A 19,322-nucleotide genomic window follows, 5' to 3' on the forward strand; every position below is an offset into this window, starting at 1 on the left:
GGCGTGCTGGTGCCGGTCGTCATCAAGTCAGTCATACGCGACACCCGGCTGATCAGATGCCTCAGCGCAGGCCGTGGAGATATTCGGCCACTTGCTGCATGTCGCTGTCACTCATGCGCGCGGCAATGCTGCTCATGATGGCGTTCGGGTCGTTGTCGCGGGTGCCATCGCGGAAGGCCTTGAGCGCCGTCACGGTATAGGCGGGGAACTGCCCGGCCAGCGCCGGATAGCCTGCCGAGTCGATGCCTTCACCGCGCGGGCCATGACAGGCCGTGCAGGCCGCGATGCCGCGCTCCAGCGAGCCGGCGCGATACAGTACCTCGCCTGCACGGGCGGCCTCTGGCTCGGCCTGTCCGCGATTGGCAGGCTGCGCGGCATAATGGGCCGCGATATCGGCGATGTCCTGATCGCTCAGGTTGTCGGCGATACCGGCCATCTGCGGCACCGAGCGGCGGCCATCCCGGATGTCGGCCGTCTGCTTGCGCAGGTAGTGGGCCTGCTGGCCAGCAAGATGGGGAAAGGCCGGCGTCGGCGAGATGCCCTGGGCGCCATGACAGGCAGCACAGACGGCAGCCTTGGCCTTGCCTGCCGCGGCATCGCCGACCAGTGACTCGGCGGCGGCCCCCGTCGGCAAGGTGGCGGCCAACGTCGTGGCCGCAAGTGCCAGCAGCAGACGCACGGGGCGCACGGGGGTCTGCCTTGGTCTCATCAGCTCATCCATTTCACTGGTCCCTGTTTCACGAAGAGGCCCGTTCGGGGCTTGTATCATCCGGCGTGGATGGTGGCCTCTGTCTTTTCCCCGGTGCCCGCGCCGTGCTGCGCGCGGTGAGAAGTGCACCCCACTCTCGCAGCCCGTGAGAGCAGGGTGGTACACTAGGCCTCATGATCGCCATGCTGACCTTGCAGGCAGTATAGCGAATCCCCTCAGGGCGCGTGAGCGTGCCTGTCGCCAGTCGCGTCATCGCAGCAATCCAGTGCATCTTCCCGCTGTCGTCGGCAAGTTGCAGCGCCGATGGCAGGGCATGCGGCACTCTTTTCGTTACACCGGTCGTTTCTTCTGCTCTCTCGTGATGTCGCGCGGGCGAGACGTCCGCCTTCAACAGGTATTCAGAACTCCCATGGCCGAATCAGCTCCTTCGACCCCCAAGCTCCATTATCGTCAGGCGCGCTTCCTGATCAGTGCCGCGACTCTGGCCCAGTGCCCGACGGACGTGGGTGCCGAAGTGGCCTTCGCGGGTCGCTCCAATGCCGGCAAGTCCAGCGCCATCAATGCGCTGACCTCGCAGAAGGCGTTGGCCCGGACCTCCAAGACTCCCGGCCGCACCCAGCTGATCAACTATTTCACCATCGGTGAAACGGGCCGCCATCTGGTCGATCTGCCCGGCTATGGCTATGCCAAGGTGCCGGACAAGGTGAAGCGCGAGTGGCAGTCACATCTGTCCAACTACCTGCGCAACCGCCAGTCGCTGCGGGGGCTGGTGCTGCTGATGGATGTGCGCCATCCGCTGTCCGAATTCGACCAGATGATGCTGGGCTGGGCCGACGAGGCCAGGATGCCGGTGCATATCCTGCTGACCAAGGCGGACAAGCTGAAGCGCGGGCCTGCTGCGGCAAGCCTGCAGAAGGTACGTCACGCGCTCAAGGAGTGGGAAGACCTGGTCACCGTGCAGCTGTTCTCGTCGCTGAAGTATTCCGGTGTGGAGCAGGTACATGCCAAGCTCGACGAGTGGCTGGCGGACCCGTCGGTGATGGACGGCGTGGAAGAGATGGCAGGCGATGAGGCACCGCAGGACCCCTTCGGCGACTGAAGAGGCAAGGCGGTTTGGGCGAAGCCTCGAACTGCGCCACCTTGCATGACGAAACGGCCACCCCTCGGGGTGGCCGTTTGCGTTACGACAGGCACGCTGTCACTCACAGCTGCGCGTTTGCGCTTCCCCGGGGCCCACTCACATGAACAGGCTGCGCGGCGCGCTGGAAATGGGGTCAAGGCGGGTCAGAGAGCTCGTCTCCCTGGGCGCCGAGAGAATATGCGGGGCCTTTGCCGCGGGCTCGACGACTTCAGGCATCGTCACGGCCTCGCCGGGGACGAGCAGGCTGCGCATGGCCTCCTGTGGGGAGACTGCCGGCGCCTCCTGCACGTCGGTTTGCAACGTCGCGAGGCTGGCACGTCCACCGTAGACCGCCACGATGACCAGCAACGCCGATGCCAGCACGATGGCGACGCCTTTCAGCAGGGCGCGGCTGGTCTGTCGCGAGGGTGTCATGATCGGCGCGCGCTGCTCGTCTTCACCATGCAGGGGCGGCCTCCGGAGAGAGGAAGATGACACACGGTAGCGCGGGAGTGAGTGGGTGCTCATGCTGGCCTCTCCTGTTGACGTCGAGGTGGCAGGCATCTCCCAGCGCAGACTCAGTAACCCCAGACAGGGTTCAATGTCGACGGCGCTGGAAAACTTGTACATGAAATATGGTTGATGCGTCATTTTTGTACAAGTTTTAATTCACTCAGCCATCGGGCACACCAGATGCATCAGCCGCGCCACACCTTGAGCCTCAGCCGTGGGTCACTCACTCACTCAGTCATTCAGTCATTCAGGCGTGCAATCAGCGCCGGCAGTTCGCGGACATGCGAGATGACATGTACGCCTGCCGGGACGGGGCCCGGGGCTCCCTGGCCCTTGACGTCGATCCAGGCGGCCTGCATGCCCAGTCGCGTGGCAGGCAAGGCATCTTCCTTCCAGGAATCACCGACATGCAGGGTGGTGGAGGGGCGGCTGCCCAGGCGTGCCATGGCGGCGAGGAAGGGGCGCGCATCCGGTTTGGGCGCCAGCCATTCGCCGGCGGCGATGCTGAACTCGAAATGATGGTCCAGCGCGAGGCGAGCCAGATCGACATTGCCGTTGGTGATGGCACCAAGGCGGTAATCGCGGGCGAGGGAGTCGAGCAGCTCGCTGGCTTCCGGGAAGGGCGTCAATTCGTGGCGCAGCGCCAGGAAGCGCTCGATGGCGGCGCGCGACCAGTGGCCCGCCTGCTCATCATCATGCCCGGCATCGCGCAGCATGGCGTGCATGGCCTCGCGGCGCAGCCAGGTGAAGTCACCGCGGCGCAGCGGGTGCTCCAGCCCCAGCGCCATGCGGCGGCGGGTATATTCCTCGAGGGGGAAATCATTGGCATGCCCGATCTCGCCATCCAGCCAGGCGTAATGCTCGGCCTCGGCGCGCTCCATCACCGCGCGATTGGCCCACAGGGTGTCATCGAGATCGAAGGTCAAGGCCGTCAGGCGAGGCGCATTGGCAGGCGTCACAGAGTGTCATCCTTGAGTGGAGTATCAATAGGGGAGGCAACGTCGGTGTCTGACGTTGGCGTCTCTGATCCGCGCTGGCGGCGGGCACGAGGGTGGGCCTGATCATAGGCGCTGGCCAGTTGCTGCCAGTCGAGGCGCGTGTAGACCTGGGTGGTCGAGAGGTGGGCATGGCCCAGCAGCTCCTGCACGGCGCGCAGGTCGCCGCTGGATTCAAGCAGATGACTGGCGAAGGAGTGGCGCAGGCGGTGCGGATGCAGATGCTCGGGCAGGCCGCGTTCTTTCGCCTGCGTCACCAGCCTGAGTTGGACGCCACGCTGGCCGAGGCGCCGCCCCTGCTGGCCAACGAACAGTGCCGGCTCGTCCTGGGCGGCGAGCTGGCCACGCACCACCAGCCAGGCATCCAGCGCCTGGCGAGCGCGTGAGCCGATCGGCAGCTGGCGGGGCTTGTCGCCCTTGCCGCGCACGCGCAGGCGGCGGGTTTCCAGCATGACGAGGTCGAGGCTGACCAGCTCCGAGAGACGCAAGCCTGCGCCGTAGAGCAGTTCCAGCATTGCCTGATCGCGGATCGCCAGCGGCGTGCCGTCATGCGGGCAGTCGAGAAAGCGCGCCAGACTGTCGATATCCACCGGGCGTGGCAGGTGGTCGGGCAGGCGCGGGGTCTGCACCAGTCCCGCCGGGTTGTGTGGCAGTACATCCTGCTCGACCAACCAGCCACAGAAACGGCTGATCGCCGCGCGTCGCCGCGCCAATGAGCGTGGCGCGAGGCCACGACTGCGCTCGGCACCCAGAAAACGCCTGAGCGTCGGTACGTCCAGCGTCTGCCAATCCTGCGGCAGGGGCGGCGCGTCCTTTGCATGAGCGGCACTGCTGTCCGCTGCGGGGCGCAGCATGAAGGCGGTCAACGCCTGCAGATCACGCGCGTAGGCGTTGACGGTCGCGTGGCTGCTGTCGAGGGCAAGCTCGGCCAGAAATTCCCGACAGGTCGCGGACAGCGCCTGCTCGGCGGCAACACGCTCGGCGTTGCTCGCTGAGGTGCCATCGGCGGATGTGTCGATGACCGAGGCGCCGTGGACCGACTCGAGGCGGCTCATCGGCTGGCCTGGTCGTCACGGCTCGAGGAGCGCAGTGGCGCCTGGTCCGAGGCATCACGGCCCAGGCAGCGGGCCAGCACGTCACCGAGGTACTCGGGAAACAGGGTATCGAGTCCGGCACGGAACTGCTCGGCATCGGCACTCGCCACCACCAGATAGCCCAGGCACTCGCCACGGGTCAGGCGCACGATGACGGCGGAGCCGCGCGTGGCATCGGCCTGACTGGTATCGACGAGGTCTGCGCATTCGGCGCCGAGTGGCCATTGATGGTCGGGCAGCAGGGCTTCCCAGCGCGTGCGCGGCATGGCCAGGCAGCGGCTGGCGCGTCCCTCGAGCAGCCGCTCGAACTGCTCGCCGCGCGCATCATCGAGCGCCTGGCGCGGTGGCTGTGCCGAAGCACCGGCATCGCGCTGCCACAGACAGACGGCCGCGATGTCGAACAGCTCGCTGAGACGCGTGGCCAGCGTTTCGGCCAGCGCATCATCGGACTCGGCATCGAGCAGATCCAGCACCAGCTGACGCAGACGCTGATAGCGGCTCTCGTTGTCGCGTGCGGCGGTCAACAGCTCCTCGAGGCGCTCTTCTGCCTGATCGGTCCGCCCACGCAGATCATGCACCAGCCGCTCCAGCAACGAGATGCTGCCGCCGCGCGCTTCCGGGTGTGGCACCCGCATGCGTTGCAGCAACCCTTCACGCCCCTCGAAGAAATCGGGATGCGTGGCCAGCCATTCGGCGACCCGATCCGGGTCCAGCGTGCGCGGGCGACGTGACGCGGGTGACTCGGCCATGTGGGACTCCTTGCGGACGGTTGGCAGCGGGACGCTGTCGGCCATGTTTCCGGCAGCGTCACTCGGCTGGGGCTGGCGATCTACAGGATGATGCGGCCTTCGAAGACGGTCTCGGCGGGGCCGGTCATGAATACCGGCTGACCGTCGCCACCCCATTCGATGCTCAGGGTGCCGCCGGGCAGCGTGACGTTGACCGGGCTTGCCAGCAGGCCACGGCGAATGCCGGAAGCGACCGCTGCACAGGCGCCGGTGCCACAGGCCAGCGTCTCGCCGACGCCGCGCTCGAGGACACGCAGGCGCGCTTCATGGGGCGTGACGACCTCGAGGAAGCCGGCATTGACGCGCTTGGCGAAGCGCGGATGCGCCTCGATCAGTGGGCCGAGCGTCAGCACGGGGGCCTGTTCGACACTCTCGACCAGCAGCACCGCGTGGGGGTTGCCCATCGAGACGACGCCGATTTCCAGCGTCTCGCCCTCGACATCCAGGGTGTGTACCGGCAGGTCAGCCTCGGCCTCGAAGGGCAGCGCGGCGGGGGCGAAGCGCGGCGCGCCCATGTCGACGCGCACACGACCATCTTCGGCCACGACCAGGGTCAGCGGGCCGCCGGCCGTCTCGACGCGAATCTCGCGCTTGGTGGTCAGGCGCTGTTCACGCACGAAGCGCGCGAAGCAGCGCGCCCCGTTGCCGCAGTTCTCGACTTCACTGCCATCGGCATTGTAGATGCGATAGCGGAAGTCCATGTCCGGGTCGCGGGGCGGCTCGACCACCAGCAGCTGGTCGAAGCCGATGCCGAAGTTGCGGTCCGCCAGACGGCGGATATCGGCATCGCGCAGGCGACTGCGCTGCGAGATCAGGTCAATGACCATGAAGTCATTGCCCAGTCCGTGCATCTTGGTGAAGTTCACCAGCATCAGGCATCACCTTCCGGCAGCAGTTGCTCACCGGTCCACAGTTCTTCGAGGCGCTCGCGACGACGCACCAGGTGCATCTCGGTGCCATCGACCATCACCTCGGCAGGACGGCAGCGGCTGTTGTAGCTCGAGGCCATCACGAAGCCGTAGGCACCGGAAGAGCGCACGGCGAGCAGATCGCCCGGCGCGATGGCCAGTTCGCGGTCCTTGCCGAGGAAGTCACCGGTCTCGCAGACCGGGCCGACCACATCGTAGCTGGCGGACTTGCGCGTCTCGCGCGTATCGACGGTGACGATGTTCTGCCACGCCTGGTACAGCGACGGGCGGATCAGGTCATTCATGCCGGCATCGATGATGGCGAAGTTCTTCTCTTCACCGGGCTTGAGGTATTCGACACGGGTCAGCAGCACGCCGGCGTTGGCGGCGATGGAGCGGCCCGGTTCGAACAGCAGCGTCATCTCGCTGCCGTGCTCATAGCGGGCCAGACGCTCCAGCAGGGCGCTGGCGTAGGCGAAGGGCTCCGGCGGAGTCTCGTTCTGGTAGGGCACGCCGAGTCCGCCGCCGAGGTCGAGGTGCTCGATGACGATGCCGCGTTCCCGGAGGCGATCCAGCAGGACCAGCAGGCGTTCGAGGGAATCGAGGAAGGGCGCCAGCTCGGTCAGCTGGGAGCCGATATGGCAGTCGGCACCGACCACCTGCACGTGCTCCATGGCGTTGGCGATCTCGTAGACCTCCAGCGCCTGTTCGACCGGAATGCCGAACTTGTTGGCCTTGAGGCCAGTGGAGATGTACGGGTGAGTGCCGGCATCGACGTCGGGATTGATGCGCAGTGACACCGGCGCGACGCGCCCGAGACGGCCTGCGACGGCGTTGAGGCGCTCAAGCTCCGGCAGCGACTCGACGTTGAAGCACTTGATGCCCAGCTCCAGCGCACGCTCCATCTCGCCTGCCTGCTTGGCGACGCCGGAGAACACTACCTTGGCGGGATCGCCGCCGGCCTTGATGACACGCTCCAGCTCACCGGCGGAGACGATGTCAAAGCCAGCGCCCAGACGTGCCAGCACGTTGAGCACCGCCAGGTTGGAATTGGCCTTCACGGCATAGCAGATGAGATGCGGGTGGTCGCCCAGCGCATCCTGATAGGCCTTGAAGTGGCGCTCGAGCGTGGCACGGCTGTAGACGTAGCACGGCGTACCGAACTGCTCGGCGAGCGTGACGAGCGAGACGTCTTCGGCGTGCAGCACGCCATCCTGATAAACGAAGTGATCCATGATCCGGCCTGCAAGATGTCGCGCCGGCGGGCATCACCCGCCGGAGATGAATAAGGGGGCTCAGGCGTCGCTGTCGGAAGTCTCGGCAGCGGCGGTGCTCTCTGTCCCGGAGGCGTCGTCAGGTGCCGGCGCGGGAGCTTCGGCACGCTGGCCACCGGCATCGGCGTCCGCCGGCAGATAGAGCGGGCCTTTCTGGCCGCAGCCGGCCAGCAGGCCAGCACCCAGCAGCAGCGCCGCGAGGGTGCGAAGGGTATGACGGGCGGACTGGCTCATCAGATGACGCATCGGGCGGCCTCCTGGCAGCAAGCGATAGAGCGATGCGGGCCCGGTAGCATGAGTGGCGACCAGGCCCGAAAGAGGATGATCAGGCGCGCGAGGCCAGGGCGTCACGCGCACGCTGCACGGCAGCGCGGACCTGGTTCGGCGCGGTACCACCGATGTGATTGCGCGCCGCGACGGAGCCTTCCAGCGTCAGCACGTCGAAGACGTCCTGCTCGATGGTGTCGGAGAACTGCTGGAGCTCTTCCAGGGTCATCTCGGACAGGTCACGCTGCTGCTCGATGCCGAAGGCGACGGACTTGCCGACGATCTCGTGGGCATCACGGAAGGCGACGCCCTTGCGCACCAGGTAGTCCGCCAGGTCGGTCGCGGTGGCGAAGCCCTTGCTGGCCGAGGCGTACATGTTGTCGGACTTGGCGCGGATCGCCGGGATCATGTCGGCGAAGGCACGCAGGCTGCCGCGCACGGTATCGATGGTATCGAACAGCGGCTCCTTGTCTTCCTGATTGTCCTTGTTGTACGCCAGCGGCTGGGACTTCATCAGGGTCAAAAGGCTCATCAGATGGCCATAGACACGGCCGGTCTTGCCGCGCACCAGCTCCGGCACGTCCGGGTTCTTCTTCTGCGGCATGATGGAGGAGCCGGTGCAGAAGCGGTCCGGCAGGTCGATGAAGTCGAACTGGGCGCTGGTCCACAGCACCAGTTCTTCGCTCATGCGTGACAGGTGCATCATCAGCAGACTGGCGAAGCTGGTGAATTCGATGGCGAAGTCACGATCGCTGACGGAATCGAGGCTGTTCTCGGTCGGACGGTCGAAGCCGAGCAGCTCGCTGGTGACGTGCCGGTCGATGGGGAAGGTGGTGCCGGCCAGTGCCGCGGCGCCCAACGGCAGCACGTTCATGCGTACGCGGCAGTCACGCAGGCGGTCCTGGTCGCGGGCGACCATTTCCTGCCACGCCAGCAGGTGGTGACCGAAGGTGACCGGCTGGGCGCTCTGCAGGTGAGTGAAGCCCGGCATGATGGTGTCGGCTTCCTGCTCGGCCAGTCCCAGCATGCCTTCGCGCAGACGCGTCAGTTCGGCGTCGATGGCATCGATCTCGTCACGCAGATAGAGGCGGATGTCGGTGGCGACCTGGTCGTTGCGTGAACGGCCGGTGTGCAGCTTCTTGCCAGTGATGCCGATCTTGGCGGTCAGGCGTGCCTCGATGTTCATGTGCACATCTTCCAGTGCCACGGACCACTCGAATTCGCCCCGCGCGATCTCTTCACTGATTTCCTTCAGTCCCGCGATGATGACGTCGCGTTCTTCTTCGCTCAGCACGCCGACACCAGCCAGCATGGTGGCGTGGGCGATGGAGCCCTGGATGTCGTGCTGCGCCATGCGCTGATCAAAATCGACGGAGGCGGTGAAACGTGCCACGAAGGCATCGGTCGGCTCGCTGAAGCGGCCGCCCCAGGACTGATTGGTAGATTCGCTCATCGGGATCTCGAATTGTGGTGACGTGTCCAGAGTTCGGCGTCCGGTGCACGGTCGCGCAGCCGGTATCGTTGACCTTGGAGTGTACCAGACTCCTGCGCGTGGGCGAGGGGCCGCAGCCAGTCCGGCGGATCGCAGAAAGCGTGCCACGGATTTTCCCCCTGAGGTGACTGGCTTTATGATAAGTGTCATCAGAGGGCAGCGCTGTTCGTCAGTCATGTTTGCTCAACAAATTCGAATCAGATGGCGTGCGTTGCGCGCCAGCAAGGAGAATGCCGTGCCCCGCCGTGAGATTCTGCGTATCGCGACCCGCAAGAGCCTGCTCGCCCTGTGGCAGGCCGAACACGTCAAGGCGCGTCTCGAGGCCCTGCATCCTGGCTTGAGCGTCGAGCTGGTGCCGATGTCGACGCGCGGTGACAAGATTCTCGACACCCCGCTGGCCAAGATCGGCGGCAAGGGGCTGTTCGTGAAGGAGCTGGAAGAGGCGATGCTCGACGGTCGCGCCGATATCGCCGTGCACTCCATGAAGGACGTGCCGATGCATTTCCCGGAGTCGCTGGGTCTGGCGGTGATTCTCGAGCGACACGCCCCGACCGACGCCTTCGTGTCCAACACCTGTGCCAACTTCGATGCCCTGCCGCAGGGCGCGCGCCTGGGGACCTCCAGTCTGCGCCGTGGTCTGCAGGCCAAGGCGGCACGCCCGGACCTGGAAGTGCTGAGCCTGCGCGGCAATGTCCAGACGCGTCTCGGCAAGCTGGATGCCGGCGAGTTCGACGCCATCATCCTGGCCACTTCCGGCCTGCAGCGCCTCGAGCTGGATGCGCGCATCACCGCCGAGATGGACGCCGAGACCTGCCTGCCGGCCTGTGGTCAGGGTGCGCTCGGCATCGAGTGCAACCTGCAAGACGAGGAGATTCTTGCGCTGCTCGAGCCGCTGGCCCATGAAGACTCCAGTCGTTGCGTGCTGGCCGAGCGCGCCATGAACACGCACCTGGAAGGTGGCTGTCAGGTGCCGATCGGCGGCTATGCCGTGCTCGAGGAAGGTGGTAGCCAACTGTGGCTGCGCGCCCTGGTCGGCAACCCCGACGGGACGGTCATCCTGCGCGCCGAAGCGCGTGGTCCGTCCGATGCGCCGGAGGCGCTGGGCGTCGCCGTCGCCGAAGATCTGCTCTCCCAGGGTGCCGGCGAGATTCTGGCGGCGGTCTACGGCGACGCTCGTGGCTGAGGTGTCAGCAATGGCGAAGGCGTCGCGTCTTGAGGTGTTGACGACGCGGCCGGGCTCGCGCGGAGCGGTTCTCGATGCGATGCTGAGCGAGGCCGGCTGCGCGGTGGAGTGCCTCAAGCTGATGGCGCTCGAGGCCTTGCCGCTGGAACCCGCCGCGCGCCAGGCGATCATCGACGTCGATCTGTATCGCGGCGTGATCGTGATCTCGCCCCAGGCCGCCGGCTATCTGGCCGATTGGCTGGAGGAGTGGTGGCCACAGCTGCCCGAAGGCGTCAGCTTCTATGCCGTCGGCGCGGCCACGGCCGAAGTGCTGCATTCGCGGCTGGGCGTGCCGGTGCGTGTCCCGCCGCGCGCCACTCGTGGTGAGCATGCCGAGCGTGATGCGCCGGTCGGTACCACCAGCGAGGCTCTGCTGTCGCTGCCGTCGCTCAGGGCGCTTGCGGGGCAGCGCTGGTTGCTGGTGGCCGGTGAAGGCGGGCGTCCGCTGCTGGAAGAGACGCTGGTGGCACGGGGTGCCCAGGTCACGCGGCTGGCACTTTATCGACGCCTTCCGTTGGCTTTGTCGCCGCAACAGGCTGGCCGTCTGGCGGCGGGCGCGTATGATGCAATGGTGGTGACCAGCAATGAACTGCTCGAGACGGTGATGGCGTCGGTGACGCCGCAGGCCTTGCACCAACCGCTAATCGTGTCGAGCCACCGTTTGGCTACACTGGCACACGCTCATGGTTTCGAGCGCGTGACGGTCGCCGAGGACGCTTCACCCGGGGCCCTGACGCAGGCAGTACTTCGCGCCTGCGCCCCCTTCAGCAAGACTCGCCATGCAGTGACCGGCGCCACTGCGCCTGGTCCGCGTGAGGCCATCGATTCCCAAGAATCCGGAAAAGGGCAAGCGTAGATGAGCAACCGAGAACACGATCAGGAAGATAACGGCTCTGCCGGCATGACGCCCGGCAAGTCGGGCGACAAGGATGCTGCCGCTCGCGCATCAGATGCTTCTTCCGCTCCCGGCGTTTCCGCCGATGACACTGCCTCTGGCCGCCCTGGCGCCGAGGCCTCCCGTTCGTCCTCTTCCTCGTCATCCGACACGGCTGATGCCCCGCGCGAGCGCCGCTCGCGAGGTGGGCGCAATCGTCGTGGGCGTGGCAAGGGGCAGGGCAGCTCCTCCTCTTCAACCTCATCCTCCACTGCCAGTGAGTCCACGCCCGTGAGCCAGACTTCAGACGACAACGCATCGACGCCTTCCGGCGCTAAATCGCCGCTTGCGGAACGTAGCGAATCCGCAAAAGAGGCGTCTGCCGCCAAGCCGAGTGCTGGCAAGGCCTCTTCCAGCAAGGCGTCTCCCGGCAAGCCCTCCACGCCGGCTGGCAAGACGGCCAGCGCCGGTGGTGCAGGCCTGGGTGGCGCGACGGCGCCCGGCGCGGCGGCGCCCGGCACGCCGCCGCCCGGCGAGCCGCAGGGCAAGAAGAGCAAGGCCGGCAGCATCGCGCTGGTTCTCGTCATCGTGCTGGCCATCGTGGTCGCGGTGCTGGCGTGGCTCGGCTGGCAGCGTCTGAATGCGCTGCCGGATGCCCAGGGCCTCGACAAGCAGGTCAACGAGAGCGTGACTCAGCAGGTCGGCCAGGTCTCCAGCAAGGTCGATGGCCTGTCGAGCACGCTCGAGAAGAATGAATCCCGCGTCAGCGAGCTCGACAAGCGCCTGTCCAGCGAAAGCCAGGACACCGAGCAGGCCCTCAACAAGGTGCTCGAGGAGCTCAGCAAGTCCCAGCAGACGGACGCGCGTGACTGGCACTACGCGGAAGCCGAGTACCTGCTGCGTCTCGCCAACCAGCGTCTGCAGCTGGAGCGCGACGTGAATGGTGCCGATGCGCTGCTCGAGAACGCCGATGCGCGCATCGCGGCGGCCAACAACCCGGCGCTGCTGCCGGTGCGCAAGGCCATCCAGTCCGAACTGGCCAGCCTGGACAGCGTGCCGCGCGTCGATCGCAGCGGTATCTATCTGGCGCTGCTCGCCGAGCAGGAACAGCTGGCACGTCTGCCGCTCAAGCAGGATGTGGCCGAGATCGCCGCCAAGGTCGAGAACGACGCAGCGCCGACAGGTGGTTGGCAGCAGCAGCTGGCCCGTTTCGGCAACGAGCTGAAGGACCTGGTCACCGTGCGTCGTCATGACGAGGCCCTGGAAGCCCTGATCACGCCGGAGCAGGAATCCTACCTGCGTCAGAACGTGCGTCTGGTGCTGGAGCAGGCGCAGCTGGCGCTGCTCAAGGAAGAGCCGAAGCTCTACCAGGCCGCCATCGACAAGGCCATCACCTTGGTCAATGGTTACTACGACACCAAGACCGATGGCGTGCAGAATGCCGTCGCCAAGCTGGAAGAGCTCAAGAGCAAGACCATCCGTCCGGAGCTGCCTGACATCTCCGCCTCTCTGAGCAAGCTGCGTGAGCTGATCGAGCGTCGCGCCCAGCAAGGGGGTGGCAACGCATGAGAGTCCTGATACTGCTGATCATCATCGGGCTGGCCATCGGTGCCCTGTTCGGGCAACTGATGCAGGCCTTCCCGGGCTACTGGCTGATTCGCGTCGGCGATACCTCGGTCCAGACCTCCTTCTGGTTCGGCTTGATCCTGCTGTTCGCGGGCTTCGTGGTGCTGCACTTCGGTCTGCGCCTGCTGTCGCGCTTCGCGCATCCGTTCTCCCGCCTCAAGGTGTGGAACAGCCGTACCCGTCATCGCAATGCCACGCGCAAGACCGTGCGGGGGCTGGTGGCGCTGGCCGAAGGCCGCTGGAAGCGGGCCGAGAAGTCGCTGACCCACTCAGCGGAAGATTCCAGCACGCCGCTGGTCAACTACCTGTCCGCCGCTCTGGCCGCGCACTATCAGGGACGCTTCGAGCAGGCGGACACGCTGCTCAAGCGGGCGCATGAGTCCACCCAGGGCTCCGAGAGTGCCGTGGGGCTGGTGCAGGCACAGCTGATGCTGGACCGCCAGCAGCATGAACAGGCGCTGGCGACCCTGACGCGTCTCGACAAGCAGCTGGGCGAGCACCCGCAGGTGCTCAAGCTGCTCAAGCAGGCCTATCTGGCGGTCAATGACTGGGATGGTCTGCGTCGTCTGATGCCGCGTCTCGATAAGCAGGACCTCATCTCCCCCGAGGAGAAGAAGGAACTGGAACAGCGTGCCTATGTGGCGCTGATCCAACAGGCCGCGCGCAATCCGGAAGACATCGAGCGCGTGCGCAATCTGTGGGCCGACATGCCGGATCACCTGCGTACCGACGTGAATCTGGTCGCGCTCTACGCCGAGGCGCTGATCGCCGGTGGTCAGGAGGGTCTGGCCGAGCGCCTGCTGCGCCACTCCCTCAAGGAGTGCTGGGATTCGCGTCTGGTGCTGCGCTACGGCCTGCTGGACGTGGATGCACCGCGTCAGCTGGTGTATGCCGAGAAGTGGCTGCAGGAGCGTCCGAATGATCCGGACCTGCTGCTGTCGTTGGGCCGTCTGGCACTGCGCAACGCCAGCTGGGGCAAGGCTCAGGAGTACTTCGAGGCTAGCCAGCGCCAGCGTCCGAGCGGTACGGTGTGTGCTGAACTCGCCCGTCTATTCGCCAACCTTGGCGAGCACAACAAGAGTCAGCTCTACTACCGCCAGAGCGTCGAACTGTTGGATCGCTCACTGCCGGCCCTGCCGCAGCCGAGCAAGGACAACGCCTGAGGAGCGGCGCCGAGTGCCAGCCAGTCCGTGCCAACCAAGGCATGACAGGCGTCATGAGAGCGGGCGGACAGGACACTCGGCGGCTTGCACGATGTTTCCTTGTTTGATGAAAGGTATTGCCCAATTGCACCGGTCGCGTTGTCGGCCGGTGATGCAGGTTTCTCTCCGGGGTATCCAGGCTCACACGCTGTGTGACGGGATGCCCTTCTTTTTGCCCGTATGACGGGCGCTGTGGGCATTCTCTCCCAAGCTTACTTCCTGTCAGCACGCCGCTGTGAGGTATCGGCGGGTGCATATTGGCGTGGGCATGGCCGGTGCCGGATTTCTCGTTGCTGATCCGGCAACGATGCGTCCGGGCCTGCATGGCCAGAGCGTGATCGTATGGCGCTGGCTGGAAGCGATTCCTCCGTGCGATGATTCTGCGTGTCGGATGCACCCATGCACGTGGTGCATCTACGGGCCGAGTCCGGTCCGTTTCCCCAAGCGATGATGGAGTCTGCATGTTGCATAAGTCCCTGGCCCTGATGGGCGCCTCTGTACTGGCCGTATCACTGGCCGGTTGTGCCGCTACCGGTAACAGCTCTTCCAGCAACGCCGCCAGCTCCTCCAGCTCGTCCAGCTCCATGATGAGCCTCGCCAGCAGCATGCTGAGCAGCCAGACAGGTCAGTCCCTGCCGGCAGCCGACCTGATGTCCAGCCTGACCTCCCAGCTGGGTGTGTCCTCCACTCAGGCGCTGGGTGGCTCTGCTGCCATGCTGGCCCTGGCCCAGTCCCAGCTTGGCACCAGCGCGACCTCCGAGCTGTCCACCGAAGTGCCGCAGCTGTCCAGCCTGACCAGCAGCAGCTCGCTGTCCACGCTCTCCAGCCTGGCGAGCCTGAGCGGCAACGACAATGCCAAGGCTTTGGCCAGCACCGTCGGCAATGTCGATGACAGCGCGTCTCTGGATAGCGCCTTCTCCGCGCTGGGCATGGACAGCAGCATGGTCTCCCAGTTCGCGCCGGTGCTGCTCAGCTACATGGGCGGCGAAGGCGTCAGCTCGACGCTGCTGAGCTCGCTGTCCAGCATGTGGGGCACCGGCTCCTGAGCCAGCCTCGCGCATGAGGTGTGAGGCAGCGTTTTATGCCCGCACATGAAAACGCCCCCGAGCCACTGGCTCGGGGGCGTTTTCGTTTCAGGACGGCTGCCTTCGTAGGCAGCCGTGTCGGAATACCGCTTACGCTTGATCAGTCGCCGTCGGCATCCGGTTGGGTGGTCTGACGGATGCGCTGTTCCTCGGCATCCACGACTTCGCCATCCTTGGTGGCATGGCGGGTCAGCGGGTTCTCCTCGCGACGCTTGGCAACCTTGGCGGCGGCCTCGCGCTGCTCGGGGGTCTTCGGCTGACCGGCGGCGGAGCCATCGATCACGAACGGTGCCTGCATGGTGCGCACGTTGGCCGGCGGCGCGCCACCGTCCTTGTCCTGACCGAAGTACATGGTCATGTGCGGGAACGGGATCTCGATGCCGGCTGCATCGAAGTGCTGCTTCACGAGCTTGTTGTACTCGCGGCCGATGGCCCACTGGTTGCCCGGGCTGGTCTTGATCATCACGCGGATGTTGACCGAGCTGTCGGCCAGGGCCGAGACGCCGGCGATGGTGACCGGCTCGAGAATCTCCGGACCATAGCTGCCTTCCTGCAGCTCATCGAAGGCCGCACGCAGGTGCACGATGGCGTGGTCGACATTCTCGCGATAGGAGATACCGTATTCGCCGACATGGTAGGCGAAGTCACGCATGTAGTTGGAGACGGTATCCACCGACGAGAACGGCACGATATGGAAGGTGCCGGACAGGTCGCGGATACCCACCGAGCGGATGGTCAGGCGTTCCGCGGTACCGGTCACGCCGCCGGCGGTGACCACGTCACCCGTGTTGATGGCGTTCTCCAGCTGGATGAACACGCCGGTGATGATGTCCTGCACCATTTTCTGGGCGCCGAAACCGATCGCCAGACCCAGCACACCGGCACCGGCCAGCAGCGGCGCGATGTCGATGCCGATCTCCGACAGCACGATCATCGCGGTGAAGACGATCATCGCGATGGCGATGGCATTGCGGAACAGCGCCAGCAGGGTTTCCACGCGTGAGGACGGCTTGCCCTTGCCGGTATCGGGATTGAGCTTGTGCTCGATCATGCTGGCGATGCCGACCCAGATCACGACCGCGAAGGCGAGAATGAACAGCACATGGAAGATACGTGACAGCAGCAGGGCACCGGCATCCGTCGCCAGCCACTCACCCAGTGCCACGATGTGCCAGGCATTCAGCACCATGCCGATTACCACGATGACGATGATGGCGCGCATGATGCGCAGCGCGGTCGGGATGTAGGAGTTGAGGCGCTTCTCGAGCATCGGCAGCTGACCGCGCAGCTTGTCGGAGACCTGGATGCGCTTGCCGATCAACTGGGTAAGCACCTGGGACAGCAGGTAGCCGCCCCCGATGGCACACAGTGTCTTGAGCGTCGCCCCCATCATGAAGGGCAGGGCAGTTTCCGGTGTGGTCTGCGAGATCACGAACAGCGTGATGAAGTAGGCCAGTGCGAAGAGATGCCAGGTGCTGGCCAGGATACGCAGGGCTATCGCGACCAGGCTGTTGCGGGTTTCCTGTGCCTGATTCAGAAGACGGTCACGCAAGATGATGCGATTGCGCGTGATGACGACGATGGCCCAGACAAGTGTCACGGCCATGATCAGCAGGTTGACGAAGCTGCCCACGGCTGGCGCCAGGTTGTTGTTGACCATCGGAACCACGACGAGAATGCCATAGCCGATGAAGCCGGCCAGCATCGCCAGCGAGCGATTCCAGTAGCGTGCGACCTCATCACGCATCGGGAACAGGCGCAGGCCCTTGAAGCCCGAGGAGAACAGCATGCGCATCAAGGCCTTGACCAGCTCGATCACCAGGTAGGCGTTGAGGAACATCGACTCTCGCTGACCGATCACGCCCTGTTCGCCATAGGCGAAGATGGCGAGCAGATAGCCGCCGAGGAAGGCGAGACCGATGACCGCGATGTCCACCACTGCCGCGATGAGCACCGCCAGCAGGGTGCGCAGCAGCGGGCTGCGATGCTGGCCATCCAGTGACCACTGGCTGACGCGCCCGAAGAGCGGACGGGCCAGCCGACGCAGTATCAGGAACAGCCCGATGGTCGAGATGACCACCAGTCCCAGACTGGTGGCTTCGGTCGTGAAGTGCTCCCAGTCGATACTGCTGGCGTCTTCGCTCCCGATGCCGCTGAGTGTCTCCATCATCCGGTCCAGCGTGGCGGACAGCTCCGCGACCAGGTCCTGGCTGATCTCGGCAAGCTGGCGCGAGAGTGACGGCGAGTCCTCGCTCAGGGTGACGTCTTCCCCCGCCACCTCGACGGCCTGCTCACTTGCCTTGCTGTCCAGCTGTCGCAGGCCTTCGATCAGGGCCTCGCGCTGACTGGGGTCTTCCAGCAGCGTGGCCAGGCTCTCATAGGAAGATGTCGCGCCATCGCCGCTGCCATCGCCGCTGCCATCGTCGGTCGGGGCGGCATGGGACAGGCTGCTGAACCCGAGGCTCAACACCATCAACAGCATCATCATGCCGGACATCAGCCAGGCAGGTAGCCATGAGTCCGGTTGGCGTGAGGCAGCAAGGGCGGGAGGGGAGTGCGGGGGTGTCGGAATCGCCACAGATGGCTTCTCCATGTCGGTGAGTGTGTGAGGCGTCGGGGTAGAAAGCGAGAGCAGGCTCCGGATATGCATCAGAGGCTCGCAAGCGTCCCATCGATAACGCGAGGATCTGTCAGGTAGATGTTGAAGGGGCGTCACGCGCGTCCTGCGCGCACGCCGAGCGAGAGTCCATCCCTCAGTTATCGGGGCACTTGGTGCTATCCCAACCCCTGCGGGGCCTCCGCCAGAGACATTCTTGCGCACAGCCTGCGGCAGGCGCCGCCATCCTTCAAGGTCTTCTGGCGCTGGTCGGGGGAGAACCGGGATTTGCTGCCACGCAGGATGTTGCAATGTCGCGTTGCATGAACTGGTGTGGTGAGTTGCAGGATGAGTCGGTATTGTTGCGATTGATTATTATTCGTTGTTCAGGTGTGATAGTCATGCGCACAGAGGGCCTTGCGGTATCGCCCTGCGTAGGGCCACGTCTGCCTTCGCTTGAGTGCGAGATCATTTCCTTCATTTCGGAGTACTGCATGACCGTCTCGTCGACTGCTTTTACTGCTCGTGGCATGACCCGGCCTGCATGGTTCAAACAGGGCCTGATGGCGACCTTGGCGGTAGCGCTGATGGGGGCTTCCCTGTCTGCCGAGGCACGCAGTGTCGAGACGGCCTACGGTGAGCTGGATATCGAAGGCACGCCGCAGCGTGTCGTCACCCTGTACGAAGGCGCGCTGGATGTGGCTGTCGCCAGTCAGGTGACGCCGCTGGGTGCCGTGACCACGCGTGGCGGTGATGGCGTGGCGAGCTATATCCAGTCGCAGGTGCCGGACATCAAGATCATCGGTACGCCACGTGAATTCAATCTCGAGGCGATCGTCGCGCTCAAGCCGGACCTGATCCTGGCGCCGCCGGGCCTCGACAAGACCCAGTACCAGCTGATGTCACGTCTGGCGCCAACCATCGTGCCGAGCGCTTCAGCGCTGAGCCAGCAGGGCTGGAAGGAGCAGAGTCGCGTCTATGCCGAGGCGCTGGGCGAGACGGCCGAAGCGGAACTCGAGACACGTCTGGCCGCCATCGACGCGCATGCCGCGCGTCTGAAGGCCGAGATGACCACCCCGCAAACCGCCAGCCTGGTGCGTCGCATGCCGGGTGGCCTGATGGCGATGTCCGACCAGCTGTTCGCGACCGGCCTGATAGCGGCCAGCGGCTATGAGCTGGTCGGTGGTGATCTGGTCAAGCCGGGACGCCCGCATTCCGATCCGCTCAGCGACGAGAACATGGCGCGCATCGATGCGCAGACCATCTTCCTCGCCACCATGGACGATTCCTCTGATGCGGCGGTAGAGGCCTTGGCGGCAGAACCGGCCTTCCAGCGACTCGAGACAGCGGATCGCGACAGTCTGGTCGGCGTGAATGGCCAGCTGTGGACCAGCGCCAGCGGCCCGCTGGCAGCAGAAGCACTGCTGAAGGACATCGATCGGGCGCGCGATGATGGCTAGTCGCAGTCATGTCGGTGCACGACGTTTGACCCCTGCGCAGGCAGGGGACCTCCCGCAACCGCGACGCGGGAGGTGGTATGCAGGCTGAAGAGACCTC

The 19,322-nt window shown here is 65.4% G+C and carries 16 protein-coding genes and 1 pseudogene; 7 read left to right on the forward strand and 10 right to left on the reverse strand.

What is annotated here, in order from left to right; all coding sequences use genetic code 11:
- Nucleotides 1–61 precede the first annotated feature (61 nt).
- Nucleotides 62–688, reverse strand: a complete 627-nt coding sequence (locus tag F8A90_RS00515) for a c-type cytochrome (RefSeq protein WP_325096932.1) — start codon at nt 686–688, stop codon at nt 62–64.
- A 430-nt stretch (nt 689–1,118) separates the two neighbouring features.
- On the opposite strand from F8A90_RS00515, the gene yihA reads away from it, so the two are divergent.
- Complete coding sequence (yihA, locus tag F8A90_RS00520; RefSeq protein WP_200018404.1) at nt 1,119–1,808, forward strand: ribosome biogenesis GTP-binding protein YihA/YsxC; 690 nt, start codon at nt 1,119–1,121, stop codon at nt 1,806–1,808.
- A gap of 138 nt (nt 1,809–1,946) precedes the next feature.
- Here yihA and F8A90_RS00525 read toward each other — a convergent pair whose 3' ends face one another.
- From F8A90_RS00525 to argH, 8 genes and pseudogenes are all read right to left on the reverse strand, one after another.
- Complete coding sequence (locus F8A90_RS00525) at nt 1,947–2,357, reverse strand: hypothetical protein (RefSeq protein WP_200018406.1); 411 nt, start codon at nt 2,355–2,357, stop codon at nt 1,947–1,949.
- Between the two features lie 224 nt (nt 2,358–2,581).
- Nucleotides 2,582–3,301 (reverse strand): HAD family hydrolase, encoded by a 720-nt coding sequence (locus F8A90_RS00530; RefSeq protein ID WP_200018407.1) that lies wholly within the window; start codon nt 3,299–3,301, stop codon nt 2,582–2,584.
- Nucleotides 3,298–4,392, reverse strand: a complete 1,095-nt coding sequence (locus tag F8A90_RS00535) for a tyrosine recombinase XerC (protein WP_200018408.1) — start codon at nt 4,390–4,392, stop codon at nt 3,298–3,300. The genes F8A90_RS00530 and F8A90_RS00535 overlap by 4 nt, the downstream gene beginning before the upstream one ends.
- Nucleotides 4,389–5,180: a DUF484 family protein gene (locus F8A90_RS00540; RefSeq protein WP_200018409.1), complete on the reverse strand. Its 792-nt coding sequence runs from the start codon at nt 5,178–5,180 to the stop codon at nt 4,389–4,391. Before F8A90_RS00540 ends, F8A90_RS00535 begins: the two co-directional genes overlap by 4 nt.
- 80 nt (nt 5,181–5,260) lie before the next feature.
- Nucleotides 5,261–6,091: a diaminopimelate epimerase gene (gene dapF / locus F8A90_RS00545; protein ID WP_200018412.1), complete on the reverse strand. Its 831-nt coding sequence runs from the start codon at nt 6,089–6,091 to the stop codon at nt 5,261–5,263.
- Nucleotides 6,091–7,362, reverse strand: a complete 1,272-nt coding sequence (lysA, locus tag F8A90_RS00550; protein ID WP_200018414.1) for a diaminopimelate decarboxylase — start codon at nt 7,360–7,362, stop codon at nt 6,091–6,093. Before lysA ends, dapF begins: the two co-directional genes overlap by 1 nt.
- A 138-nt stretch (nt 7,363–7,500) precedes the next feature.
- Nucleotides 7,501–7,635: pseudogene (gene lptM / locus F8A90_RS17730) on the reverse strand (LPS translocon maturation chaperone LptM); the annotation flags it as partial.
- A 91-nt stretch (nt 7,636–7,726) separates the two neighbouring features.
- Nucleotides 7,727–9,121: an argininosuccinate lyase gene (gene argH, locus F8A90_RS00560; RefSeq protein ID WP_166019037.1), complete on the reverse strand. Its 1,395-nt coding sequence runs from the start codon at nt 9,119–9,121 to the stop codon at nt 7,727–7,729.
- Between the two features lie 274 nt (nt 9,122–9,395).
- Between argH and hemC the strand changes: the two genes are divergently transcribed.
- The 5 genes from hemC (at nt 9,396) to F8A90_RS00585 (ending at nt 15,130) form a co-directional block, all read left to right on the forward strand.
- On the forward strand, nt 9,396–10,343 hold the full coding sequence (gene hemC, locus F8A90_RS00565; RefSeq protein WP_043333340.1) for a hydroxymethylbilane synthase: 948 nt from the start codon (nt 9,396–9,398) through the stop codon (nt 10,341–10,343).
- Between the two features lie 10 nt (nt 10,344–10,353).
- Nucleotides 10,354–11,238 (forward strand): uroporphyrinogen-III synthase, encoded by an 885-nt coding sequence (locus F8A90_RS00570; RefSeq protein WP_166019086.1) that lies wholly within the window; start codon nt 10,354–10,356, stop codon nt 11,236–11,238.
- The gene (locus F8A90_RS00575) at nt 11,239–12,825 is read left to right on the forward strand and encodes a uroporphyrinogen-III C-methyltransferase (protein WP_233593381.1); all 1,587 of its coding nucleotides are present in this window, start codon (nt 11,239–11,241) and stop codon (nt 12,823–12,825) included.
- Nucleotides 12,822–14,045: a heme biosynthesis HemY N-terminal domain-containing protein gene (locus tag F8A90_RS00580; protein WP_043333341.1), complete on the forward strand. Its 1,224-nt coding sequence runs from the start codon at nt 12,822–12,824 to the stop codon at nt 14,043–14,045. The genes F8A90_RS00575 and F8A90_RS00580 overlap by 4 nt, the downstream gene beginning before the upstream one ends.
- A gap of 500 nt (nt 14,046–14,545) precedes the next feature.
- A complete protein-coding gene (locus F8A90_RS00585; RefSeq protein WP_166019036.1) occupies nt 14,546–15,130 on the forward strand; it encodes a DUF2780 domain-containing protein in 585 nt (194 codons plus the stop codon).
- 139 nt (nt 15,131–15,269) lie between these two features.
- Here F8A90_RS00585 and ybiO read toward each other — a convergent pair whose 3' ends face one another.
- Nucleotides 15,270–17,747, reverse strand: coding sequence for a mechanosensitive channel protein (gene ybiO / locus F8A90_RS00590; protein WP_200018418.1), 2,478 nt, complete (start codon nt 17,745–17,747; stop codon nt 15,270–15,272).
- Nucleotides 17,748–18,259: 512 nt separating this feature from the next.
- Between ybiO and F8A90_RS00595 the strand changes: the two genes are divergently transcribed.
- Nucleotides 18,260–19,225, forward strand: coding sequence for an ABC transporter substrate-binding protein (locus F8A90_RS00595; RefSeq protein ID WP_233593382.1), 966 nt, complete (start codon nt 18,260–18,262; stop codon nt 19,223–19,225).
- The last annotated feature ends 97 nt before the right edge of the window (nt 19,226–19,322 follow it).

The organism is Cobetia sp. cqz5-12 (assembly GCF_016495405.1).
Lineage (GTDB): Bacteria > Pseudomonadota > Gammaproteobacteria > Pseudomonadales > Halomonadaceae > Cobetia.